The sequence below is a fragment of the Pseudomonas sp. URMO17WK12:I6 genome, assembly GCF_003253625.1.
Taxonomy (GTDB): domain Bacteria; phylum Pseudomonadota; class Gammaproteobacteria; order Pseudomonadales; family Pseudomonadaceae; genus Aquipseudomonas.
The window spans coordinates 64756-84094 of the sequence record NZ_QKYZ01000011.1 but is presented as its reverse complement, the minus strand read 5'-3'; the positions used below and the strand labels follow the sequence as shown (position 1 = coordinate 84094).

At 60.8% G+C, this 19339-nt stretch carries 20 protein-coding genes; 13 read left to right on the top strand and 7 right to left on the bottom strand.

Annotated features, from left to right (window positions below):
- Positions 1-10 precede the first annotated feature (10 nt).
- The 4 genes from F475_RS20030 (at position 11) to F475_RS20015 (ending at position 4318) form a co-directional block, all read left to right on the top strand.
- The gene (locus tag F475_RS20030; protein ID WP_111454564.1) at positions 11-268 is read left to right on the top strand and encodes a cytochrome C oxidase subunit IV family protein; all 258 of its coding nucleotides are present in this window, start codon (positions 11-13) and stop codon (positions 266-268) included.
- A gap of 258 nt (positions 269-526) precedes the next feature.
- Positions 527-967, top strand: coding sequence for a cytochrome c (locus tag F475_RS20025; protein ID WP_018927787.1), 441 nt, complete (start codon positions 527-529; stop codon positions 965-967).
- Positions 968-970: 3 nt separating this feature from the next.
- A complete protein-coding gene (locus tag F475_RS20020; protein ID WP_111454563.1) occupies positions 971-2398 on the top strand; it encodes a cbb3-type cytochrome c oxidase subunit I in 1428 nt (475 codons plus the stop codon).
- 78 nt (positions 2399-2476) lie between these two features.
- Entirely contained in the window at positions 2477-4318 is a 1842-nt protein-coding gene (locus F475_RS20015) for a nitric oxide reductase activation protein NorD (protein WP_111454562.1), read from the top strand.
- A 171-nt stretch (positions 4319-4489) separates the two neighbouring features.
- Here the strand turns inward: F475_RS20015 and F475_RS20010 are convergent, their stop codons facing one another.
- Positions 4490-4684 (bottom strand): hypothetical protein, encoded by a 195-nt coding sequence (locus F475_RS20010; RefSeq protein WP_018927790.1) that lies wholly within the window; start codon positions 4682-4684, stop codon positions 4490-4492.
- On the bottom strand, positions 4681-5364 hold the full coding sequence (locus F475_RS20005; RefSeq protein ID WP_018927791.1) for a Crp/Fnr family transcriptional regulator: 684 nt from the start codon (positions 5362-5364) through the stop codon (positions 4681-4683). Before F475_RS20005 ends, F475_RS20010 begins: the two co-directional genes overlap by 4 nt.
- A gap of 584 nt (positions 5365-5948) precedes the next feature.
- Between F475_RS20005 and F475_RS19995 the strand changes: the two genes are divergently transcribed.
- Positions 5949-7139, top strand: coding sequence for an NnrS family protein (locus tag F475_RS19995; RefSeq protein ID WP_111454561.1), 1191 nt, complete (start codon positions 5949-5951; stop codon positions 7137-7139).
- Between the two features lie 28 nt (positions 7140-7167).
- A complete protein-coding gene (locus F475_RS19990; RefSeq protein ID WP_028940884.1) occupies positions 7168-7605 on the top strand; it encodes a membrane protein in 438 nt (145 codons plus the stop codon).
- Between the two features lie 75 nt (positions 7606-7680).
- On the opposite strand, the gene ytfE is transcribed toward F475_RS19990, so the two are convergent.
- A complete protein-coding gene (gene ytfE / locus F475_RS19985; protein WP_028940883.1) occupies positions 7681-8355 on the bottom strand; it encodes an iron-sulfur cluster repair protein YtfE in 675 nt (224 codons plus the stop codon).
- 154 nt (positions 8356-8509) lie between these two features.
- Between ytfE and norR the strand changes: the two genes are divergently transcribed.
- The 7 genes from norR (at position 8510) to F475_RS19950 (ending at position 15218) form a co-directional block, all read left to right on the top strand.
- The gene (gene norR / locus F475_RS19980; protein ID WP_111454628.1) at positions 8510-10039 is read left to right on the top strand and encodes a nitric oxide reductase transcriptional regulator NorR; all 1530 of its coding nucleotides are present in this window, start codon (positions 8510-8512) and stop codon (positions 10037-10039) included.
- 99 nt (positions 10040-10138) lie between these two features.
- Positions 10139-10786: a pyridoxamine 5'-phosphate oxidase gene (gene pdxH / locus F475_RS19975; protein ID WP_064621247.1), complete on the top strand. Its 648-nt coding sequence runs from the start codon at positions 10139-10141 to the stop codon at positions 10784-10786.
- A 162-nt stretch (positions 10787-10948) separates the two neighbouring features.
- Positions 10949-11503, top strand: coding sequence for a molybdenum cofactor biosynthesis protein B (gene moaB / locus F475_RS19970; protein ID WP_018927799.1), 555 nt, complete (start codon positions 10949-10951; stop codon positions 11501-11503).
- Positions 11500-12735 carry a gephyrin-like molybdotransferase Glp gene (gene glp / locus F475_RS19965; protein ID WP_111454560.1) on the top strand — a complete coding sequence of 412 codons (1236 nt, stop codon included), beginning with the start codon at positions 11500-11502 and terminating at the stop codon, positions 12733-12735. Before moaB ends, glp begins: the two co-directional genes overlap by 4 nt.
- Before the next feature lie 122 nt (positions 12736-12857).
- Positions 12858-13853 carry a peptidase U32 family protein gene (locus F475_RS19960; RefSeq protein WP_064617223.1) on the top strand — a complete coding sequence of 332 codons (996 nt, stop codon included), beginning with the start codon at positions 12858-12860 and terminating at the stop codon, positions 13851-13853.
- A gap of 10 nt (positions 13854-13863) precedes the next feature.
- The gene (locus F475_RS19955) at positions 13864-14754 is read left to right on the top strand and encodes a U32 family peptidase (RefSeq protein WP_111454559.1); all 891 of its coding nucleotides are present in this window, start codon (positions 13864-13866) and stop codon (positions 14752-14754) included.
- Complete coding sequence (locus F475_RS19950) at positions 14748-15218, top strand: SCP2 domain-containing protein (protein ID WP_019649068.1); 471 nt, start codon at positions 14748-14750, stop codon at positions 15216-15218. Before F475_RS19955 ends, F475_RS19950 begins: the two co-directional genes overlap by 7 nt.
- 253 nt (positions 15219-15471) lie before the next feature.
- On the opposite strand, the gene F475_RS19945 is transcribed toward F475_RS19950, so the two are convergent.
- The 4 genes from F475_RS19945 to F475_RS19930 form a co-directional block, all read right to left on the bottom strand.
- Entirely contained in the window at positions 15472-15870 is a 399-nt protein-coding gene (locus tag F475_RS19945; RefSeq protein ID WP_111454558.1) for a putative zinc-binding protein, read from the bottom strand.
- 74 nt (positions 15871-15944) lie between these two features.
- A complete protein-coding gene (locus F475_RS19940; RefSeq protein ID WP_111454557.1) occupies positions 15945-16619 on the bottom strand; it encodes a Crp/Fnr family transcriptional regulator in 675 nt (224 codons plus the stop codon).
- Positions 16620-16705: 86 nt separating this feature from the next.
- A complete protein-coding gene (gene narL, locus F475_RS19935) occupies positions 16706-17353 on the bottom strand; it encodes a two-component system response regulator NarL (protein ID WP_018927806.1) in 648 nt (215 codons plus the stop codon).
- Entirely contained in the window at positions 17350-19152 is a 1803-nt protein-coding gene (locus F475_RS19930; protein WP_086945724.1) for a HAMP domain-containing protein, read from the bottom strand. The genes narL and F475_RS19930 overlap by 4 nt, the downstream gene beginning before the upstream one ends.
- Between the last annotated feature and the right edge of the window lie 187 nt (positions 19153-19339).

Here is a 19339-nt window from a genome sequence, read left to right as displayed (position 1 = left end):
GGAGGTTCTGATGTCGGCTTCCAGGTTGTTGCTCGTCTGCTGGGCAGCGTTGGCCACATTAAGCGTGTGCACCGTTGTGTTGTCACAAGTCGGCGCGACGTGGCTGTTGTCCATTGCCATTTTGCTGGTGGCGGTTGGCAAGGCCTGGCTGATCACCGATGGCTTCATGGAGATGCGCCATGCGCCGCGATTGTGGCGCCGGTTGATGGTGAGCTGGGCGCTGGTGTTGGCGGCAGTAGTGGGGCTGACGCTGGTGTCGTTCCGCTAAGTCGTTATGCGAACCCTGTAGCAGCTGCCGAAGGCTGCGTTCGGCTGCGAAGCAGTCGCAAAGTCAGACGCCGCGGTGTTTCAGGATGATTGAGGAGGCAGGGTTTACGACTGCTGCGCAGCCGAACGCAGCCTTCGGCAGCTGCTACAGGTTGGCCCTGATACCCGACCAAAACCATCTGCCTTTCTTGATCGCCATCAAGCAGGTTTTACCCCCTCGCTTTCTATCATGAGCACGCCAAGCAAAGAGGAAGCGACCATGTCAGAGACCTTCACCAAAGGCATGGCCAGGAATATCTACTTCGGGGGAAGCGTCTTTTTCTTCCTGATATTCCTGGCCTTGACCTATCACACGGAACAGACCTTTCCAGTGCGCAGCAACGAAGCGCAGTTAACCGAATCAGTGATTCGCGGCAAGACGGTCTGGGAGCAAAACAACTGCGTCGGCTGCCACACGTTGCTGGGCGAGGGCGCCTACTTTGCGCCAGAGCTGGGCAACGTATTCCAGCGGCGCGGCGGGGAGGAGGGCTTTAAACCTTTTCTACATGCCTGGATGAAAATGCAGCCGCTGGGCGTACCGGGCCGACGAGCGATGCCGCAGTTCAAGTTGAGCGAGCAAGAGGTGGATGACATCGCCGAGTTCCTCAAATGGAGCTCGAACATCAACACCAATGGCTGGCCGCCAAACAAGGAGGGCTAAGAGATGAGCATCGCTAATCCGCATCTGAAATTCGCCTCGCAAGCCGTGGCCAAACCGTACTTCGTGTTTGCCCTGATGCTGTTTCTCGGTCAGGTGCTGTTCGGTTTGATCATGGGGGTGCAATACGTGATCGGAGACTTTCTGTTCCCGATCATTCCCTTCAACGTGGCGCGGATGGTGCACACCAATCTGCTGATCGTCTGGTTGCTGTTCGGCTTCATGGGCGCCGCCTATTACCTGATTCCGGAAGAGGCCGACCGCGAACTGCACAGCCCGAAGCTGGCGATCATTCTGTTTTGGGTATTCGCCGCTGCTGGTGTGTTGACGATTCTCGGCTATCTGCTGGTGCCTTATGCGGGCCTGGCCAAACTGACGCATAACGAGCTGCTGCCGACCATGGGCCGGGAGTTCCTGGAGCAGCCGACCATCACCAAGATGGGCATTGTGGTGGTGTGCCTGGGCTTTCTCTACAACATCGGCATGACCTTGCTCAAAGGTCGCAAGACCACCGTCAGCATGGTGATGATGACCGGGTTGATCGGCCTTGCGGTGTTCTTCCTGTTCTCCTTCTACAACCCCGGTAATCTGGCCCGCGACAAGTTCTACTGGTGGTGGGTGGTGCATCTTTGGGTGGAAGGCGTGTGGGAGCTGATCATGGGCTCGATGCTCGCCTTCGTGCTGATCAAGATCACCGGTGTCGACCGGGAAGTCGTGGAGAAATGGCTCTACGTGATCATCGCCATGGCGCTGATTACCGGGATCATCGGCACCGGTCACCACTTCTTCTGGATCGGTGCGCCCGAGGTCTGGCTGTGGGTCGGCTCGATCTTCTCCGCATTCGAACCGCTGCCGTTCCTGGCCATGGTGATCTTTGCCTTCAGCATGGTGAAGAACCGTCGTCGGCAACACCCGAACCGCGCCGCCACGCTGTGGGCCAAGGGGACTACGGTCACGGCGTTCTTCGGTGCGGGTGTCTGGGGCTTTCTGCATACCCTGGCGCCGGTCAACTTCTACACCCATGGTTCGCAACTGACGGCAGCGCACGGTCACCTGGCTTTCTACGGTGCTTACGCGATGATCGTGATGACCTTGATCAGCTACGCCATGCCACGCTTGCGCGGGCTGGGTGAAGCCGGTGACGAGCGTTCGCAGACCCTCGAAATCTGGGGCTTCTGGTTGATGACCCTGTCGATGGTGATGATCACGTTGTTCCTCACCGCGGCCGGTGTCGTACAGGTGATGTTGCAGCGCTGGGCTGTCGATGGCAGTGCCTTGCCATTCATGTCCACGGTCGAGCATCTGCAAGTGCTGTTCTGGGCGCGTCTGGGTGCCGGTCTCGGCTTCTTCGCCGGGCTGATCTGTTACCTGTTCAGCTTCAAGCAACGTGGCCGCGCAGCCTTGCGCGCCCCGGCTGCGGTTGTGCCTTCATGAACGAGTGCAATAGCTAGAAAAGGTCGGCCCGGCTGATACAGCGGGCCGTTTTTTTGGTTTCCAGCAAGGGCAAGCATCATGGCGTTTACCGTCGAACTGGAAGAGTGGGTAGGCAGTGTCTGGCATCGTTTCATCACCCGGCGCGCCAGCCCGGACTTCCCTGAAGCACGGGTTGAACTGGCCAGCCAGCAACGCCCGCTGGCGCTGTTGTTCCGCGCCATGGGCGGTGCCAATGGTGTCGGTGTGGAAGCGGCCAGCGACCGCGACCTGCTGCTGCGCCGCAACGTGTTGCAGCAGATCGCCGGCACCTGCAAACAAGTGCCGTTGGCGTGGTGCGACGCGAGCAATTTGCGGCTGCCGTCGAGCTTGGCGGTGTTTCCTGAAGTGGCGTTGAACGAGGAACTCTATCGCTGGCTCGCGTTGCTGGCGGCGCAGGCCGGGCCGATGCGCCACTGGGGCCAGGACAATCAACGCTGGACGCAACAGCTGCTGCGACGCTATCCAGCGCTACGTGTTCGTTACCAACGACTGGTCGATGCCCATCTGCAATTGCGCCCCGATCCGGCCTCGTTGAACGCCAGCGAAGCGGCACTGGAACGGGCGTTATGCCAGGCGTTGCGCGAGCCCGGGAGTGTCGAGCATTTTCCTCGCAGCGAACGGGCCGCGTGGCCGTTGCCGCTGTGGTTGTACCCGCCGCAAAATCTCGCTAGTCCCCAGGCTGCCGATCTGGGCGATGAGTCCGAAGAGTCTTTGACCACGCCACCCGGCGAGCAGAAAGGCGGGCGTAAGCGCGCGACGCGGATCGATGAAAGCACCCGTGAAGGCGGGTTGCTGGTGGTGCGTCTGGAGAACCTGTTCAGCTGGACCGAGCACGTGGACCTGGATCGCTGGTCGGATGACAGCGAAGACCCGGACGCTGCCCGAGTCGCCGACGACCTGGATGAGTTGACGCTGTCGCGCACACGCCTGCGCAAGGGTGGCGGTCTCAAGCTGCATCTGGATTTACCACCGGCCGATGTCGACGATATTCCCCTCGGCGAGGGCATCAAGTTGCCGGAGTGGGACTATCGCAAACAACGGATGCAGGACAGCTTCGTCAACCTGCAAATGCTGGTGCCCCGCGACTGTGAGGCGCAACCGCTGCCGCTACGCTTGAAGGCCTCGGCGCACCGTTTGCGGCGTCAGTTCGAGCACCTGCGCAATGATCGTCAATGGTTACGCCAACAACCTCAGGGGGCAGAGCTGGACATGCAGGCCTGGCTGGATTTTCACGTTGAGCGCGAGCATGGCCAGTGCGCCGAACGCGGTTTGTTCATGGAGCAGCGGCAGACTCGCCGCGACCTGGCGTGCCTGTTGCTGGCCGACGTGTCGATGTCCACTGACGCCCACCTGAACGATCAGCATCGTGTCATCGACGTGATCCGCGACAGCCTGCTGCTGTTCGGCGAAACCTTGTCGGTGCTGGGTGATGATTTCGCCCTGTACGGGTTTTCCTCGTTGCGTCGTCAGCAAGTGCGCATGCAGGAACTCAAGTCGTTCATCCAGCGTTATGACGACACCACCCGAGGTCGTATTCAAGGTCTCAAACCGGGGTATTACACACGCATGGGGGCTGCCATTCGCCAGGCCACGCAACTATTGGGCACGAGCAAGCGGCGCAGCAAACTGTTGCTGCTGCTGACGGATGGCAAACCGAATGATCTGGATCTGTATGAAGGGCGCTACGGTGTTGAAGATACTCGCGAGGCGGTGCTGGAGGCACGGCGTCAGGGGCTGACGCCGTTCTGTATCACGATCGATCGCGAGGCCGGGGATTACCTGCCGTACATGTTCGGCGCCAATGGCTACACCTTGATCCGCCAGCCCGAACAACTGCCCCTGCGCTTGCCGCAGTTGTACCGCCAGCTGACCCAACTGTGATGTCCTTGACCACCTGCGTCCCTGTAGCAGCTGCCGAAGGCTGCGTTCGGCTGCGCAGCAGTCGCAAAACCATACAACGCGGTGTTTCAGTCGTACCGTGGGCTCAGGATTTACGACTGCTGCGCAGCCGAACGCAGGCTGCGCCAGCTGCTACAGGGATATGTGCGATCTTCAGCTGCGCGGCAGCCAGAAAAACATCACCACGCAAAAGACCGTCAGGCCAACGCAGAACCACATGAATCGGCGCTGCCGACGTTCCCCGGCGTGTTCAGCCAGTGCCGGCAGGGGCATGCCGCATTGGTGGCACTCGGTTTCTTGTGAAGGGTTGGCATGTTGGCAATACAGGCAGACGGGCATGGCACTCACTCGAACTGTTCCAGGCGCAGACGATCAAGAATGGCGATCTGACGGCCGTCCTGAGTGATGATGTTTTCATCGATCAAGCGGCGGATGATTCGCGAAAAGGTTTCTGGCTGGATCGACAGATGCCCGGCAATCAGTTGCTTGGCCATCGGCAGTTCGAATTGGCAGTCAACGGTTTGCTGGCGCACCAGTTGCGTCAGCAGATAACGCACGACCCGGTGGGTGGCGTTTTTCAGCGACAGGGTTTCGATTTCGTTGACCCGTTGATGTAAGCGAACGCAGAGTTTGCCCAGTAGTGCGAAGGTCAACCGACTATTGCTCTGCAGCAGGCGCATGTAGGTGCTGTTGGATAAACGATAGAGCTGGGTGGGGCAGATCGCTTCGGCCGAGGCCACATAGTTTGGGGTGTCCATCAGCATCATCGCCTCGGCGAAGGTTTGCCGCTCGCTGATGACCTCGAACACTTTCTCCTGCCCATCCGGTGTCAGCCGGTAGATTTTTACCGCGCCGGCAATCACGAAGTAGAACGCATCGGCCGGCTCGCCCTGACGGAACAACGGCTCGCCTTTGTCGATGCTCAGCAATTGGCTGGTACTCATCAATTCGTCCAGCTGTTCTTCGTTCAACGGCTCGAACAGATGATGACTGCGCAGAATCTGGTGATGGACGCGGTGAAGCACCATGAGAATTCATCCTGAAGATTGAGAAGGGGGGCTGGTGATCAAGTCAGACGAGGCCCAGGGAAACGCCACTGGCCACGGCCAGGATTGAGGTCAACACCACGAACCAGGCCAGTGGCTGGATGACTTTTTTCATGACGACTCCTGGGATCGGTTTGTTTGATTTCCACAAGCTTGAGCAAGACATGGGCCAGGCTTGGAGGCCTTTATTTAGCGGGGTTCTCAGGCGTGAGGGTAAAAAAGACCCTGAGGATTAGGGTTAAAATAACCCTTTAATGGTCATTTGTACCCTGATCCGGAATGCCCTGTGGCGAGGGAGCTTGCTCCCGCTGGAGTGCGAAGCACTCCCAACATCGATCTACGCGGTATGTCTGATAGAACGCATTCGCCGGTTTTACGGCTGCTGCGCACCCGAGCGGGAGCAAGCTCCCTCGCCACAGGAATACGAGAAAGCATCAGGGCACGCCCCTTGCACACTTGATCTGCGACAACGGCAATGGATCGGTAATACCCGATGATTGCCCCTGGATTTACCTCGGCGCCTGCGGGTTGGTGTCAGGTCGGCAACAAGGTAGAGGAGTGGTTTTATGCAAGTGCTTGACCGCCGTAAAGCGATGGCAATCACGCCGCTGTTTCGGCTGGCCTTTCGGCCATTTTTCCTCGCCGGTTGCCTTTTGGCAGTGCTGGTCATTCCACTCTGGCTGGCGGCCTTCAGTGGTTCGATTTCCAACTGGCAGCCGGCGGGCGGTTGGCTGGGCTGGCATCGGCATGAATTGCTGTTCGGGTTCGGGTTGGCGATTATCGCGGGCTTTCTGTTGACGGCGGTGCAGACCTGGACCGGTCGCCCCGGCCTCAGCAGCAAACCGTTGGCCGCGCTGGCGTTGCTGTGGTTGTTGGCGCGGGTGGTCTGGCTGGCCAATGCGCCATGGCCGTTGCTCGCCGTGCTGGAACTGGCGTTCCCGTTGGCGGTGGCGGTACTCATGGGCTTCACCTTGTGGAAAGTGCGGCAGAAACGTAACTACCCGATTGTGGTGGTTCTGCTGTTGTTGGCCGGGGCCGACGGGTTGTCCCTGTATGGCTTGGTCGAGGGGCATGAAGGCTGGCAACGCCAGGGCGTGCTGAGCGGCCTCTGGCTGGTGGCGGCGATGATGGGGTTGATCGGCGGGCGGGTCATTCCGTTCTTCACCCAGCGCGGCCTTGGTCGGGTTGAAGGCGTTGCCGCCTGGCCCTGGCTGGATCGCCTGCTGTTGGTCGGTTCGCCGCTGGTGGCGTTGTTGTATGCCGCAGGACCGGCGCTCAACCCCAATGTCTGGGTGGGCCTGCTGTTCGCGGTGCTGGCGGCAGGGCATCTGGTGCGCCTGGTGCGCTGGCATGACCGGGCACTCTGGCGCGTGCCGTTGTTGTGGTCGCTGCATCTGGCCTATGGCTGGCTGGCGGTGGCGTGTCTCGGGATGGCGCTGTGGCATTTCGGTGTGCCGGTTAACCCGAGTCTGGCGGTGCATTGCCTGACCATCGGGGCCATGGCTGGCCTGGTGCTGGCGATGATCGCGCGGGTCAGCCTCGGCCACACCGGTCGCCCCCTGGAACCGCCATCGGGCATGACCCTGGCCTTCATTCTGCTCAACCTGGCGTGTCTGAGCCGGGTGGTGTTGATCCTGTTCTTCCCGTTGGCCGCATTGTGGCTGGCCGGTCTGTGCTGGGCGCTGGCGTTTGCGCTGTATGCCTGGCGCTACGGGCCGATGCTGCTGCGGGCCCGGGTTGACGGTCATCCGGGATGAGCACGCACACTGACAGAGGCTACCACTGATGTATCCGTTTTTTCTGGTCGCACACCTGCTGGCGGCAATCGCCTTCATTGGCACGCTGTTTTTCGAGGTGGTCATCTGGCATCGCGCCCGCCAGCCGTTGACGGAGATTGCGCAAGTGACGGCGGATCAGGCGATTGCCCTGCGTTCGCGTAAGGTTCTGCACGGCGTGGTGTTGCTGTTGTATGGCGCCGGCATCGGTTTGGCGTGGCAGTACCGTGGCGCATTGAGTCAGCCGCTGGCCAGCAGTTTTGGTACGTTGCTGAGCCTGAAAATCCTGTTGGCCTTGAGCATCATTGGTCATTACTTGCTGCTGGCCTATTGGCTGACCCACGGGCGCCTGACCGCGACCCGCGCAAGCTGGATTCGCCGCAGCATTCTCGGGCACATGGTGTTGATCGTGATCCTGGCCAAGGCCATGTTCTATTGGCACGGCTGATCGCAATACGTCCCTCATAAACAAAACCCGCGTCATCCGGTTGGATGGCGCGGGTTGGGGGTGGCCGGTAATCGATCAATGGCGGGGGTTCAGGGCATTAATGAACAGCACGTTGTTTTCCAGGTGGATGTGTTGCATCAGGTCGTCTTTGAACTCCAGCAGCCCACGGTAGAGCGCACGCCAGGTGTTACAGGCATCGGCGGGCGGGATGATGTGATTGGTCAGGGCGAGCATCTTCTCCAGCGCTTCACCATGTTGATCGTGTTCGAAACGCAGCACCTGGATCGGCGGTGCGGCCTGAGGGCCAACGCCTTGTTGCAACATCGGGAAGAGCACTTGTTCTTCCTTGAGCATGTGGCCTTCGAGTTCCTGCTGCATGTCTGTCAGCAGATCGGCCAGGCCGTTGGGGCAACTGCTGCGCGCGCCATGGACCTGCTCGACGCGGCGAGCCAGTCGGATCAGCTCCGGCAGTTGCTCGCGGTGGCGGGCGTGGTAGCGCGTCAGAAGGTGGGCGATCAGCAGTTCCGACGGTTCGTTGCGCCAGTCGTGCTGGGTTTCGCCGGCGTCTTGCAGAATCTGCAGGGCGTCGGCAATGAGGACCGGATCGAGGTTTTTGCCAAGGGCCGCTTCACGCAGGCTTTTATGCCCGCCGCAACAGAAGTCCAGTTTGAAGGTGTGAAAGATCCGGGTGGCACCGGGAATGTCGCAGGCCAGTTGGCCGAGGCTTTGTTCCAATAGGGGCTGGCTCATCAGGGTTCCTTGTTTGGGTTTCAACGGTTCCCCAGGCTCGTTGCACTCGGCATGCCATTTTTAACGTATTGAAAAACATGGATTAATTTTTAGTTGTGGTGATATTCACCCTGATGCTTCAGGGTAAATACAACCATAGAGGGTGATGACTACCATGCTGCGAGAAAGCCTGGCGGCCGACCTGATCGTCGAGTTGCCCAATGCCGTGCGGTTGCAACGACTGGTCCAGACCCTGCGCGAATACTTCAACAGTGGCGCCGTGGGCTTGCTGCGTCTGGATGACGACAGCCTCAGGCCCGTTGCAACGGTGGGGCTGGTTCATGAAGCGTTGGGGCGCCGGTTCGTCATTGCCCAGCATCCTCGGCTGGCGGCAATCATGGCGTCGCGCGAGCCGACCTGGTTCGAGCCCGACAGCCGCCTGCCGGACCCCTACGACGGCTTGCTCGACAACCATGTCGGCGAACCGCTGCCGGTGCATGACTGCATGGGCGTGAGCCTCTATGTCGAGGGGCGGATCTGGGGCGCGATCACCCTCGATGCGCTGCACGCCGGGACCTTTGACAACCGGGCGCGGGAAGAACTCAAGCGTTGCACTTTGCAGATCGAAGCCGCCGTGCGGGTCACCCGCCTGGAGCAGGAAAACCGCAGCTTGCGCCTGTCCCGCAGCGATCCTCAGGACTTGCGCGTGCCCGTCGGAGAAGGCGAGATCCTTGGGCAAAGTGAGGTGTTGCATCAGTTGCTCAATGAGCTGGATGTACTGGCCGATTCCGATCTGCCGGTATTGCTGCTGGGCGAGACCGGCGTCGGCAAAGAGCTGTTCGCACGGCGCTTGCATCGTCTTTCAAGGCGCCACCACAAACCGCTGATACAGGTTAACTGCGCAGCCTTGCCGGAGTCGCTGGCAGAGAGTGAGTTGTTCGGGCATGTCAAAGGCGCCTTTTCCGGTGCTACGAGTGACCGTGCCGGACGCTTCGACGCCGCCAACGGTGGCACGCTGTTTCTCGATGAAGTCGGGGAGTTGCCCTTGAGTGTGCAAGCGAAATTGCTGCGCACCCTGCAAAACGGCGAGATCCAGCGCCTGGGCGCCGACAAGCCGTTGCACGTCGATGTGCGCATCATCGCCGCCACCAATCGGCACCTGCCGGACAGCATCCGCGATGGCTTGTTTCGCGCCGATCTGTATCACCGCCTCTCGGTGTACCCGGTGCCGATTCCAGCGCTGCGCGAGCGTGGTCACGATGTGTTGATGCTGGCCGGGCATTTTCTGGAGCTCAATCGGGCGCGGCTCGGCCTGCGAGGTTTGCGTTTGTCGCCGGCGGCGGAGCGAGCTTTGCTGGCATACACCTGGCCGGGCAATGTGCGCGAACTGGAGCACGTCATCAGTCGGGCCGCATTGAAGCAGCTCAGTCGCGGGACGAGTCGCACATCGATCATGACGCTGGAGCCAGAGGTTCTCGATCTCGACAGCCCGGTGGCAGCATCGGGGGCAGAGGTCGAGCCATCCCGGGACATTACGGTTGATCTGCCGTTCCAGCCCCTGGGCGAAGCCGTCGATGATTGCCAGCGCAAGAAGATCCTCGAGGCCCTGAGCCTGTCCGGAGACAACTGGGCCAGCGCCGCGCGGATGCTGGAAGTCGACCCCAGCAATTTGCACAAACTGGCGCGACGCCTGCGTCTGAAGTAGGTCAGGGCGCTGCCGTGTCGACGCTCGGTGTTGATGGCGGTCAAGGTGGTATCGCGCAGTGCCTCGCACACTGCGCAAAACCTTCCGGAGATCACCGTCATGCCCCTGTCCCTGGCCCAAATGCGCCGTAACTACACCCTTAATGGCCTGCAAGATGAGGCAGCGCTGGACGATCCACTGGCGATGTTCCGGCAATGGCTGCAACAGGCCCGCGACACCGAGTGCGCACCTGTCGAGGCCAATAGCATGGTGCTGGCGACGGTCGATGATGAAGGGCGGCCGCACTGCCGTGTGCTGTTGCTCAAAGGCTTGAGCGATGAAGGTTTTACTTTTTTCGGCAATTATCAGAGCGACAAGGGGCGGCAACTGGCCGCCAATCCCTATGCCGCCATGACGTTTTTCTGGCCGGGGCTGGAGCGTCAAGTGCGCATCGAAGGCCGGGTGTCCAGGCTCGACCCGCAACTCTCGGATGCATACTTCGATTCCCGCTCGATGGCCAGTCGCCTGGGCGCCTGGGCTTCACCGCAAAGCCGTCCGTTGGCCAGTCGTGCCGCGCTGGAGTCGATGCTGGCGCAGACCATCAAGCGCTTCGTTGGCCAGACCGTCTCGCGCCCCGAACATTGGGGCGGTTATTGCCTGCACCCTGAACGTCTGGAGTTCTGGCAGGGCCGTGCCGACCGCTTGCATGACCGTCTCGATTACCGGTTGCGAGATGGTGCATGGCAACGGCGCCGCTTGGCGCCTTGAGCGACGAGTAAGTTCCCCCGTAGCAGCCTGCGGCAGCTGCTACGGGCTTGAGTCCCCCATTAATCCATAGACCCCGACGAGGTACCTCCTTGGAGGAATAGGCTCGTTCGCTATTCCGGTTCAGGCTTTGGGCCATACCCTCATCTACGGGAAAGCCTGGATATGGCCCATCTGACGCAACGCAGTTTCGAACCCCTGAACATTGCCGTGCTGACCATCAGCGATACGCGCACCTTTGACACCGACACTTCAGGACAGACCCTGGCGGATTTGCTGCAAACGGCCGGGCATGTGCTGATCGATCGTGGCCTGGTCAAGGACGACATTTATCAGATCCGCGCAACGGTCTCCCAGTGGATCGCCGACCCCCGGGTGCAAGTCATATTGATGACTGGCGGCACCGGTTTCACCGCTCGTGACAACACACCGCAAGCGGTGCTGCCACTGCTGGACAAACATGTGGAAGGCTTCGGCGAATTGTTCCGCCAGGTGTCGCTGGAGGAGATTGGCATGTCCAGTCTGCAGTCCCGGGCACTGGCCGGGATGAGTAACGGTGTACTGGTGTGCTGCGTTCCTGGCTCGCCGGGTGCCTGCCGGACTGCCTGGAACAAGATTCTGCTCGAGCAACTGGACAGTCGCACCGGCCCGTGTAACTTCGCCCCGCATTTGAAAGCGCAAGCACAGCGGGTCATCGACGCCTGCGAGACACGCTCATGAGCGGCCGGGTGTGCGACCTCGGCAACCTGATGCCGGTGGACGAGGCCATCAGCCGTCTGCTCGACCAGGCGCCGCCACCACCCCTGGCGCAAATGGTTCGTCTGGATCAAGCCTTGGGGCGGGTGCTGGCGGTGGACATTCATTGCCCGGTGAATCTCCCTGCCTGGGACAACAGTGCCATGGATGGTTATGCCCTCAGGGCTGCCGACCTGCCGGCGGAAGGTGGCTGTTTGACGATTGGCGGCCGAATTGCGGCGGGGGATCAGGCGTGCTCGCCCTTGCTCGCGCAACAAACGGTACAGATCTTTACCGGCGCGCCATTACCACCGGGTGCCGATACCGTCGTGCCGCAAGAGCGCTGCCGGGTCGAAGGCGAGCGGGTCTGGTTCCCGCCCATAGCCGTTGGCGATCACGTACGCAAGGAGGGTGAGGAAGTTCGCCGCGGGAGCCTGTTGCTCAAGGCCGGCAAGCGCCTGCGCGCACAAGAGCTGGGGTTGCTGGCCGGCGCCGGGATCGCCCGGGTCGAGGTCTATCGGCCGTTGCAGGTGTGCCTGCTCAGCAGCGGTAACGAACTGCGTGAGCCGGGCGATCCCTTGGCGTCGGGGCAGATTTACAACAGCAATCGGTATTGCCTCGCCGCGTTGTTGCGCGGCTGGGGCGTCGAGGTGCACGACTATGGCGTCATGGTCGATGAGTTGGCGGCCAGCCGGCATGCCTTGAGCCTGGCGTCTTCGGAGTGCGACTTACTGTTGAGTTCCGGTGGCGTGTCGGTGGGCGAGGAGGACCATCTCAAGCAGGCCATCGAGGAGCTGGGCAGCGTGGATTTCTGGCGGCTGGCCATCCAGCCGGGCAAGCCACTGGCCTTTGGTAAAGTGGCCGGCAAACCCTGGATCGGCATGCCGGGAAACCCGTCAGGGGCGCTGATTACCGCGTTGGTGGTGGTGCGTCCGTTCCTGCTCCGGGCCCAGGGTGTGACTGACGTGCTGCCAGTGCCGTTGGCTGTACCCGCCGGGTTCGACTGGTTGCAGCGTAACAAGCGTCGGCAGTACCTGCGGGCCCGATTGACGCCCGGCGCCGATGGCCAGTTGAGTGTGGAACTGCACCCTCAGCAAAGCTCGGCCATGTTGACCGCCGCGTGCTGGGCCGACGGGCTGGCGGTGATCGAGTGTGAGCAGCAAGTGCTCAAGCACGACAACGTGATGTTCCTGTCCTTCGCCGACCTGATGCAGTGATGGCAATTGATTGCCGTCAAGGCTGTGCCTGCCGGTCTGGCTAGACTGGCAGCGCTTTTTTCGAACGGCGCGCCACAAGCGCCGGGCGATGGTCGAGACGCGTTTTTTCATGAGGATTACCCATGCAACTGGTCTGCCCGGCAGGGAACCTGCCTGCGCTTAAAGCGGCGGTGCGCCAAGGTGCCGATGCCGTCTATGTCGGCTTTCGCGATGACACCAACGCCCGGCATTTCGCGGGGCTGAACATGGACGACAAGCAGTTCGACGCCGCCGTCGCTCACATTCGCCAGCATCAACGCAAACTCTACGTCGCGGTCAACACGTACCCGCAACCCAAAGGTTGGGAGCGCTGGCAGCGGGCGGTGGATCGTGCCGCCGATTTTGGCGTGGATGCGCTGATCGCCGCCGACCCCGGGGTGCTCGACTATGCCAGTCAGCGTCACCCGCAATTGGCCCTGCATCTGTCGGTTCAGGGTTCGGCAACCCATGCCGCGGCGCTGGAATTTTATGCGCAGCGCTACGGCATTCGTCGCGCGGTATTGCCACGGGTGTTGTCGTTGGCGCAGGTGCGTCAAGTCGCCGCCAGCAGCCCGGTGCCCATCGAAGTCTTTGGCTTCGGCAGCTTGTGCATCATGGCCGAAGGGCGTTGCCACCTGTCTTCCTACATTACCGGTGAGTCGCCGAACCTGTGCGGTGTCTGTTCGCCAGCCAAAGCCGTGCGTTGGAGCGAGGACGCCGAAGGCTTGAGCGCGCGCCTCAGCGAAGTGCTGATCGATCGCTACACCCCAGACGAATCGGCCGGTTACCCGACCTTGTGCAAAGGCCGTTTTCTGGTCGATGGCAAGCGCTTTCATGCGCTGGAGGAGCCCACCAGCCTCGACACCCTGGACTTGCTGCCGGAACTGACAGCCATCGGCGTCGAAGCGGTGAAAATCGAGGGCCGCCAACGCAGCCCGGCGTATGTCGAACAAGTCACCCGGGTCTGGCGCGCGGCATTGGACGCTCACCGTGGCGCGCCAGGCAGTTTTCGGGTCAAGGAAGAATGGCGTCAGGTGCTGGCCGGTTTGTCCGAAGGCAGCCAGACCACCCTGGGCGCTTATCATCGATCATGGCAATGAGGGACGCGACATGAAGCTCAGCCTGGGACCGGTCCTGTTTTATTGGGACAAAGAGCAACTCAGCAACTTTTACGCCGACATGTCGACCTTGCCCCTGGACGTGATTTATCTGGGGGAAACCGTGTGCTCCAAACGCCGGGCCTTTTCCCTGGATCAATGGCTGGGGCTGGGGCGCGAGTTACAGGAATGCAGCCAGGCACAGTTGGTGCTTTCCAGCCTGACGCTGATCGAGGCGGCCTCCGAACTCTCCAGCCTGCGCCGGCTGTGCGACAACGGCCAGTTGCTGGTGGAGGCCAACGACATGGGTGCGGTGCAGTTCTTGGCCGAGCGCAAGTTACCTTTCGTGGGCGGCCCGGCGCTCAACCTGTACAACGGCCACTCATTGACGCAATTGCTCGACAGCGGAATGACTCGCTGGGTGCCGCCCGTGGAGTGTTCGGCGGCCCTTATCAGCGACGTGATCGGGCAGGTGCGTGAACTGGGCCGTGCAGTGCCGGAAGTTGAAATCTTCGCCTATGGGCATCTGCCGTTGGCCTATTCCGCCCGCTGTTTCACTGCCCGTGCAGAAAACCGGCCCAAGGACGACTGCCGGTTCTGCTGCATCAACTACCCCGATGGCCTGGCGCTGACCAGCCAGGAGGGGCAACCACTGTTTACCCTTAACGGTATTCAAACGATGTCGGCCGAGGTGACCAATCTGCTGGCCGATTACGCCGGACTGGTGGCCTGCGGTGCCGATCTGTTGCGCTTAAGCCCTCGTGCTCAGGGCATGGACGAAGTGATCGCGGCCTATCAACGGGTTCGTCTGGGCGAAACGCCGCCGCTGTTCGTCGAAGGTTGCAATGGCTATTGGCATGGTCAGGCCGGCATGCTGCGCGTCGAGGAGGTTGGCCTGTGCTGAATCGAAAGAAGTGGCTGTTGAAAGGTGCCGACCGGTTGTTGCCATTGGTGCGCCGGGTGCCTTTTGCCGTGCAGCGCCTGGCGTTGCAGCAGGCGCTGAATCGCTGCCTCGCCGAGCCATTGCGCGAGGGCGAGTTCGAAGTGCTGCGCGGGCGTTGGCTGTGCTTGCGGATTCCGGACCTGGGTTTGTCCTGGTACCTGACGCTCAGTCGTCAGGGCTTGCGGATTGCCGAGCATGCTACGGCGAACGTGACCATCAGCGGTAACTGGCGCGAATTTTTATTGCTGGCCAGCCGTCAGGAAGATCCGGACACGTTGTTCTTTCGTCGGCGACTGGTCATCGAGGGTGATACCGAACTGGGGCTGGCGCTGAAGAACCTGATCGACAGCCTTGATCCCGATGTTCTGCCTGTGTGGTTGTGGCGCAATCTGGAGCGGGCGGGGAAGGGCTTGGCGGCGGGGTAATCGACATCGTTCGGTCCTGCTCTGTGGGCCTTCCAACGGGGCAGATCAAGATCAAATGCCAAAGCAACAGCAGCCGTTCCCACACTGATCGTTCCCACGCTCTGCGTGGGAATGCCGCCGGGGACGCTCCGCGTCCCTCTGTCGACGCAAGGCGTAAGTCCTGCGCACTGGTGACGCGAAGCGTCACGGGATGCATTCCCACGCGGGAGCTTGGGAACGATCATTACGCGCAAGCGTTAAATTGCGTTGATCATCAGACCATCCTTGCCTGACGGTTTTCATGCTGCCGGGCATCACTGGCAATCAACCGCCTGATCCCTTCAAACAACTCATCACTCTGCGCCTGCGTGCAGTCCTCGCCATGGCGTTTGCGCAGCCCGTAATGGCTGAGAATCAGGTGCACGTCGGCGTGCAGGCCATGTTGCTTGAGGCAGTTCTCGACGCATTGCAGCGGGCAGCCGTCCAGCGCGAAGATCCGGCGCCCCGAGCGCGCTTTGTTGACCAGCGCTGTCACATGCCCGCCGACACCAACGATGCAGGACATTTCAGCGAGACCACTGCGATCCAGACGCACGGCCAGGGTGTTGGCCAGTTGGGCGACATTGGAGCAGCCTGAGCAGGAGTAAACCAAAGGCAGGGTTGAATGGGGCATTTGCACTCTCCGTGGATGGGCTCTGTCAGTGTGCAAGAGGCATGGCAGGACGCCTTGATGACGGTCAATTCCGACTATTGGAAAGCGGCCAGTTCCTCTTCGGCGAGGATGCTGATGTGGCGTCGTTCCATGGCAATCAGGCCGCTTTCCACCAGGCGATGCAGTATCCGCGAAAAGGTTTCCGGCTGAATTCCCAGCTTCGACGCCACCAGGCGTTTGGACATCTGCAAGACAATCTGGCCGGTCACCGGGTGGCGTTCCTGGAACAGGAAATTGATCACCCGACGGCTCGCACTGGCCATGGTCAAGGTATCGATATCGCGCAGACGCAGGTGCAGGTGAGCGCTCATGCTCGCCAGGATGGCCAGGCAGACTTTCGGCTGGTCCTCCAGGGCATTGCGGTAATGGTTGCCGTCGATGCTCACCAGCACGCTGTCCTTCAGCGCGGTGGCGCTCACCGGATACAGACGAGCCTGGCTGAACAGCAAGGCTTCGGCAAAAGTCTGGCCGGGCTGAATGATCTCCACCAGGTTCTCCTGGCCTTCGCCGGTGAGCCGGTACAACTTGACCTGGCCGTTGACCAGCAGGAAAAAACGCCTGGCCGGATCCCCTTGATGCATGAGCGTACTGTGACAACTCAGGCGCTTGAGCATGGCCAGGCCGCAGACTTCCTCGAAGACTTTCTCCGGCAGTTGGCTGAACAGATGATGACGGCGCAACGTTAAAACGATGGAAGGGTGAGTCAGCATGGCGTACCTCCGCTGACGACCATAGTAGAGAGCGCAGGCTCGATGACCTATGCCTCTGCAGGCCTACCTCCAAAGAGGAATACCCGTCAGCCGGCGTTGCGCAGATGTTCCATGGCCCACACCGCAGCCTCGACTCGCGAACGCAAGCCGAGTTTGTGCAACAGATTCTTGACGTGAACCTTGACCGTGCCTTCGGTGATGCCCAGCTTGTGCCCGATGACCTTGTTGCTGAAGCCGCTGGCGATGGTTTTCAGCACCTGACGCTCACGCTCGGTCAGTTCCACCACGGCCTGACGCGCAGGAGCACGCAGCGCTTGCGCCATGACTTGGGTCAGTCCCGGGCTGATCACCAGCGCGCCGTTCAGGGCATCGCGGATGTACTGAATCAACAATTCGGGCTCCATGTCCTTGAGCAGATAGCCGTCGGCATCCAGGCGCAGCGCATCGCGAATATCGTCTTCGGCGTCCGATACCGTAAACAGCAGGACTTTGCCGGTGTAGTGCATGGCTCGTAGTCGGCGCAGGGTTTCGATGCCATTCATTTGCGGCATGTTGTTGTCGAGCAAAACCAGATCCGGTTGAAGCGGCTCAATGAGACTGAGTGCTTCTTCACCCTGGCTGGCTTCGCCGACGATCAGAAAATCATCTTCGAGTTCGAGCATCTGGCGAATGCCGTGACGCATCATCGGGTGATCGTCTACCAGCAGGATTTTGTGTTGTGGGGACGGGGTCATGTGGCGCTACCTTCTGTTTGCTGCCCGAGAAACTCCGGGTGGAATTCCAGTTGGACACGGGTGCCTTGGGGCTCCCTGGAAAATATCTGCAGTTGGCCGCGCAAGCTGCGAGCCCGCTCATCCATGATGTTCAGGCCGTGGTGTTCGCGCTGGTCGACGTTGCCGCTGAACCCACGCCCGTCGTCTTCGACCGACAACCTGACAGTCTCGCCGTCCTGGCGCAGTTGCAGCCAGGCGTTTTGCGCATGGGCGTGGCGCAGGCAGTTGGAGAGCGCCTCGCGGGTGATCTGCAAAATGTGGATTTGTTCGCTGGCCGATAGTTGAAAGGCCAGCGTGTCGACGTGCAGGTGCACCTGGAATTCTCCGCGACGGGAAAACTCCTCGGCCGTGTCCTTGAGTTCCTGTACCAGTCCCGCGTCGTGAATCTGCAAGCGAAACGTGGTCAGCAACTCGCGCAACTGGCGATAGGCATTGTTCAGTCCCTCGCGCAATTCGCTGGTGACGGTTTCCAGGGTCTGGACCGGTTCGCCCCGGCGCATCAGGGTTTGCATGCGGCTGACTTGCAGCTTCATGTAGGACAGGGCCTGGGCCAGTGAATCGTGCAGCTCGCGGGCGATGATCGTGCGTTCTTCGAGCAGCAGCAGGCGATGATCCTGTTCCCGTTGACGCTTGAGCGAGAGCGAGGTGCCGATCAGATTGGCCAGGGCCTGGATCAGTTGGGTTTCCCAGGCTTGCATGGGGTGCCCGTCGACAAAGTGCGCCTTGAGCTCCCCCAGTTCACTGCCCTGGTTGCTGATGCTGAAGATTTGCGGGTTGGTTTTAGGGTGTCTCTGGCACGTGGCGCAGTCGCTACTGGCGCAGACTTCCCGGATGTTTGCGCCATGCAGGGCGAGCAACTGCTGGGCCGGTGCCTGCATTTGTCCCTGCAGGCACAGCGACAGGCGCAAGCCGGGCAGGCGTTGCTGGAAGCGCCGAATCAACTCATCCAGGCCTTCGGCATTGGCCAGGCGTGTGGCCAGGCTTCGGCTGCTTTGATACAGAAGCTCCAGGGCGGCATTGGCTTGTTGCAGGTTCAGGGTTTTTTGCCGGACCTGACTTTCCAGGGTGCGATGCGACTCTTCGATCGTCTCGGCCATGGTGTTGAAACTCATGGCCAACTGGCCCAGCTCATCCTCGGACTGATGGTTGACCCGCACCTTGAAGTCGCCGCGACGAAAGCGCTGGGTTGCATCCACCAACTCCTTCAAAGGGGTAACGACGCCGTACTGCAGTTCGTAGAGCCCGAGCAGCAGGACGATCATGGTGGTGAACAGGGCCAGGCCCTGGATCGCCTGTTGCCAGCCTTGCTTTTGTTCGCTTTGGCGTTGCAACAGATCGACGAACTGGTTCAGTTGCTCAACGAAGGACTGCGCCTGGGCCTGAAAGGCCGCCGCATCGCCGCGCTCCAGTGCCGGACGCAAATCCTCATTCCAGTGTTGCTGGATTTGCCCATAACTGAGTTGCAATGCGGTGGTCGGGCCATCTTCCAGTACCGCTTTGAGAGAGTGGCTGTCCAAGCGGTTTTGCAGGCTGTCGATGATGGTGGTGATTTCTTCGTCGGCGACGCCAGCGGCGAGTTTCCAGCTCAGGTGATAGGTCTCCATGCGCACCGAGCCTGCGGTGTTGATGGCAGCGGCATCGCCCTGGCTGAACCAGGCGATCAGCCCGGCGCTCAATGAACTGGCGAGCGCCAGCACGGCGATCAGGATCACCGCCAGCCCGGCGCGAGCGGGCAGGGAGCTGCGCAACCAGCGGATCATCGGCGCAGGTCCGGGAAAGCGATAAGAAAACAGAGCATGCACGTTCCAGCGTGGGGTTTTGCCGCCGTTCCTGGGCGAGCTACCTCTAAAGAGTTGTCGACAGTTCCTTGTCGGCAAAAGCGTGGGTTGAAACCCTTAACAAGCTGATAAATAAAGGTTTTCAAGGTTTTCTAGCACTACCTCCTTG